The sequence below is a fragment of the Rugamonas rubra genome (assembly GCF_900114705.1).
GTDB lineage: Bacteria > Pseudomonadota > Gammaproteobacteria > Burkholderiales > Burkholderiaceae_D > Rugamonas > Rugamonas rubra.
This window is the reverse complement of sequence record NZ_FOTW01000061.1, coordinates 1-4,698: the sequence shown is the minus strand read 5'-3', so window position 1 is coordinate 4,698 and position 4,698 is coordinate 1. Positions and strand designations below refer to the sequence as shown.

General features: G+C 54.9%; 3 protein-coding genes. All 3 read left to right on the top strand.

Annotated elements, in window-relative coordinates:
- The coding region (locus BM252_RS29600) for an integrase core domain-containing protein (RefSeq protein ID WP_245774511.1) at positions 1–293 on the top strand (293 nt) is incomplete at its 5' end.
- A 208-nt stretch (positions 294–501) separates the two neighbouring features.
- On the top strand, positions 502–4,380 hold the full coding sequence (locus BM252_RS30745; RefSeq protein ID WP_139236828.1) for a hypothetical protein: 3,879 nt from the start codon (positions 502–504) through the stop codon (positions 4,378–4,380).
- An 89-nt stretch (positions 4,381–4,469) separates the two neighbouring features.
- Positions 4,470–4,698 (top strand): transposase (locus tag BM252_RS29590; protein WP_139236827.1); only part of this gene is annotated, 229 nt, incomplete at its 3' end.

The following is a 4,698-nucleotide window of genomic DNA, read 5'->3' as shown; positions in this document are numbered from 1 at the left end:
ATATTTTCGTCGAGCGCTTGTGGCGCAACGTGAAGTACGAGGACGTGTACCTGAAGGGCTACGCCAACATGGCGGAATTGATGGTGGGCCTGGCACAGTATTTCGCGTTCTACAACGCACAGCGGCCGCACCAGTCGCTGAGGTATCAGACGCCCGATCAAGTCCATCGCGATGGGATTGGCGGCGGTGCGTTGATCGTCGACAGGTACGGCGATGACGGCGAAACGCCGCAGGAAAAGAGTGGTACGGGACAGCGCCGAGCAGCTGATGAAGTGGAAATGGGCACAGCTTAAATTAACTGGCAGAGTGTCTTGACTGACGGGTCCACTTTACTAACCGCATCCATCGGCCCTCACATGCAAATGGAAAGCCTCCAACGTCGGGGGGGTTAAACGAATATGTCGCTGTTTCCAGTGCGGCATCTGCTGCCGTGCGACAGATGTACTTAACTCGCATCAGGCCGCGCCGGAAGTCTGCCAACGCGCAGCGAACAGGAGAACCATGCACTACTTCGATTTGAACCGACGTTTCGTCGAAAGGAAGGAATACGATGCCGATGAACTCATCGCCTCAGAAGTTCGGGGCAAGCGGTTCGATTGGTCGAAGGTATTAGAAGGCCGCTTTTGCGTAGTGGTAGCACCAGCAAATTTCGGTAAAACGACCGAGATGGAGCACCGCGCATCGACAATGCGTGATGCATCGAAAATGGCGGTGTTCATCGCATTGAGAGCACTGGCTGACCGCGGAAGCGTAGAGAAGGCACTGACGGGCAAGGAGTTGGAAGCGTTCAAGGCGTGGAAAGCGTCCCCCACGGAGACAATGACGCTCTTTGTGGATTCGCTAGATGAAGCTGCGGCCGGCAAAAAAGAATCTATCGAATACCTTGTGCGCGACCTTGCTGATGCAGTGTCCTGGCCTAACGAGCGCGTGAACTGGGTCCTATCGACGCGGCCGGCCGTCCTGACGCCGGTTGTGTTCGAAAAGCTTTCGGAGATACTTGTGCCGCCGGCTTCAGCGATTCGCGCTACCGCGACTCGGCGGTTGGGCGCCACGTCAGGTCAAAGCGCTTCGACGTCCACTATCGACGGGAGTTCCGAGCCAGAAAAGCTTCGTCTATTTTCGATGGCTCCACTGGAATCCAAGCAAGCGCTACAGTATCTCGTGGGCCGTCATGTAAGCATCGACGGTACTCAGCTCTTATCCGTCGCGCGCGAACGAGGGCTTGGTGGGTTCACGAAAAACCCTGGCGGCCTAGATATTCTCGCCAGCATCGACATGCTCTCAAACCCGCCAAATTGTCTCACAGAGGTGTTCAACCGCGTCGTAGGAGCAATCCAAGTATTGCGCGCGGCAGACCCTCGGCTGGCTGATGCAGGGGTAACTTCAAGTGACTTGCTTGGCCAAGCAGCTCAGCGTCTTGCCGCGGCTGCACAGGTGTGCCAGTTGGTCAATATCGAAATGCCGCCGGCGACTTTAGAAATTCCGCAGAAGTCGCTGTCGGCCAGGCTCATTGCCGCACCAATCTTAAACGAAGCAGCAATTAACCAATTACTCAACTCGCAGCTGTGTATCGATGTCGGCTTTCATCAAGTCAAAATTTATCCAGACGAACTACTCCCGTTTTTGGCGGCCCAGCGCTTGGCAGGCTTGGTCGAATCCACTGAGCAGGCTCTCAGGCTTGTCCAGAATTTCACGTGGGTCGCGCAAAGCGGGGAGCAAGGTGTTCAGCGTGAATTCTTACCGCTAATGGGTTGGCTCGCTACGTTAAATCCACATTGTCGGCTCGTCATCCTCCAGTACGACCCGCAGGCGCTAGCGTTCTTTGGCGACCTGCGCAACAACTCGATACCGTTGGCAGACGCGCGGGACGCGTTGACTGAAAGCGTTCGGCGTATCGTCGAACAAGGTGACCATCCTGGCCGCAGCATGTTTTCCTTGACGTCGGAAAACCACTGGCAAGCCGGGCCTGCCCGCTTGACGCCTGTCATCGCCAGTCTTTTCGATAAATATGGGAAGCACTACGCGGCCCGAGAACTGCTCATGGATATCGCGGCGGCGTCCAGATCGGACATATTGCGAACGAAGGTATTGCGTCAGTCACGCGGCGACTACAGCCGCCTGCTCGGCGACCGCGCTGGACTTCAATACCTTTTGGACCTTGGCAAAAATGATGACTTCGAGGGCCTTGCCGCAGCGCTTGTATCAAGCGGTACGGTAGATGACAGTTTAGCTGCCTTGCTACTTCGTCGCCTAGGTTGGAACTACTTCTCTGCCTTCCAGGTATCACGCATCATCAACCAGCATTTCATCAAAGAGAGTAGTTTCTTTAGCATTCCATATCTATTCGATTCAGAAGAATTCCTGGCCAGTGCCAGCTACGAACAACTCTACGTGGTTGGCAGAAGCATGGTGCTGCGAGTAGCAAGGATGAGTGACCGAAAGCAGCGCCGCGACCATAACAACAGGCAGAACACCGACCAGTATGTCGAGATGGCAGTCGGCGTTGCTACGGCACTCCTCAATCGTGACAGTGCGCAATACACTCAAAGAACCGCACGACTTTGCCTCGTGCTGCAGCACGCGCTATCGGAAGGGTATTTTAATGTGGATACGAAGGAGCTCCGCTCGGCTCTTCAAGCCAATGACTCGGTGCGCAGAGCGTTGTTGGCAAACGTAGTCGGGCAGACTGGTCTTGATGATGCACAGTTACTGCACGCGGTGTTCGGTTTCAGAAGCGCTTGCCAATATCAACGTGAAGATATCGAGTTGGTTAGCAATCCCCGCCTGACAAAAGCCTACTTGCAATACCAGGCTCAACTCGCGAAAGCGGTGATGCCGCCGCAGCCCAAGATTAAGAAGCGCTCGGGTAACGACGAACTAAAAGTCAGCGCGCAAGCGAAAAAAACGTTGAAGTCCCGGTTGGCCGCCATTGCCGATGCGAGCTCGAAAGGCGACCTTGAATGGGTCGCGGGATGGCTTCTCCAAACAAATACGGACTCGCGCTACGGCGAGGTCGACTTTGAAGTATTCCGACGTTCGGCAGGAAATCTAATTGCAGATGCTGTCCGTGAGGGCTTTAACCAAATTTGGCGAACGCAGCCGCCCCGATATGATGAGGGCGGGCCTAGGACAACCTATAACATTACAGCAGCTGGCTTACAGGGACTCCATCTGGAGCTGGGGCAGGGTGAAAATATACCGTCCCTATCCGAGCCAGAAGTGCGGCAAGCCCTGCGTTACGGGACGTTCGAAATTAATGGCTATCCGAAGTGGTACTGGCCTTTGGTGACAAAGTACAGCGCCACCGGAATTTCCGAATTGTCGTGTATTGCAAATGAAGCTGGCAACGGCGCCGTTTCGAAGGAACATGCGGAAGAACTGTTCACCTCCTTATCTAATGCTCCCCAGCCAATCCGAGAGGTGCTGACACCACTCGCGTGGGACTATCTCATCAATCTGAAAACGTCTCGGGATTGGGTCGCAGAGCAAATTCTACGTACTGTACTGAAGAAGCAGAATCCATCCACAACGCTTCGGACGCAATTCGAACGTATCGCTATCCGTGCGATGAAGCACGCTTTCAAGTCGCCTCTTCCGGCCGAGCCAGATGCAGCGCTAGTCGCGCTGCGTGGCAATGCAGTCATGTGGGGTGGTCATTGGCTGACAAGCTATTCGCCTAGTTTTCAGCAGGCGGTGAGTCAATGGGGACCGAAAGACCCAAGCGCCGTCCAAGCATTCATATTCGAATTGGCAGCCCATTTCGGCCGAGACCGGGGAGGCGCCGTCAGTCGGCTAGCACAAGGTAGCGACGACGGCGTGATGATTCTTGAGGACCTTTATTCTTGGACGATGTGGGCGGTCAACCCTGCAAAGGACGAGCCACGCCCTAATGGCGTCGTGTACAGTCCAGGCGCCCAAGACAATGCGCAAAATTTTCGAGATGCTCTGATTCCCAATATTGCCTCGGCAAACTCGCAGAAGGCCTATGAGGTGCTGGAACGCATACGACAGTCGGCACAGGACGACTCGACACAGATGTACCTTCGCCGCCTTCAGTTTGAGCTGCGAGAGCGTCAACTCACTCGCAAACCGCTTCCTCAAACAAAATACGACCAGTTCGAAAAAGACTTTCGAGCGGAGGTAACGGATTCGCTTTCGTTTGCGATGTCGGTGCACTCTGACCTCCTGGCGCTCAAATACGATATTGAGCGTGGTGAACACAGCCTGCGTAGTTTCTTCAGCGAGGTGGATTTCAAACGTGCCTCTAAGCCAGGTGCTGAAGGTGCTAAAGCTGGGATTGCTTTAGAGGCGAACTTCCAACGCCTGCTAGCTAGTGAGTTGAACCATCACGCGTGCGGCCGGTACTCAGTTTCTGTGTAAGCGTCGGCTCACCACCGTCTTCCCTTGAGCGCCGCACGTCCCCATGATTGAATTTGGGACGCAAATTGATTGTGTCCACAAATTTATTTATGGACACAATAATTCAACCAATCACAACCAAGGCGAAACGCGGCCCGTATCGCCAACACAGCGATGAGTTCAAGCGTGCCGCCGTAGCGCGCACGCTGGTCGCCGGCGCATCGGTCTCGCTGATCGCCCGCGAACTGAAGATCAACACCAATCAGCTGTTCAGTTGGCGCAAGCGTTTCGGTGCCGAGACGCCGGTCGACGGCAACGCACTAGGCCGGTTAATGGCAG

Coding starts and splice junctions, on each gene's coding strand:
- BM252_RS30745 (WP_139236828.1), top strand. CDS start 502: ATGCACTACTTCGATTTGAACCGACGTTTCGTCGAAAGGAAGGAATAC.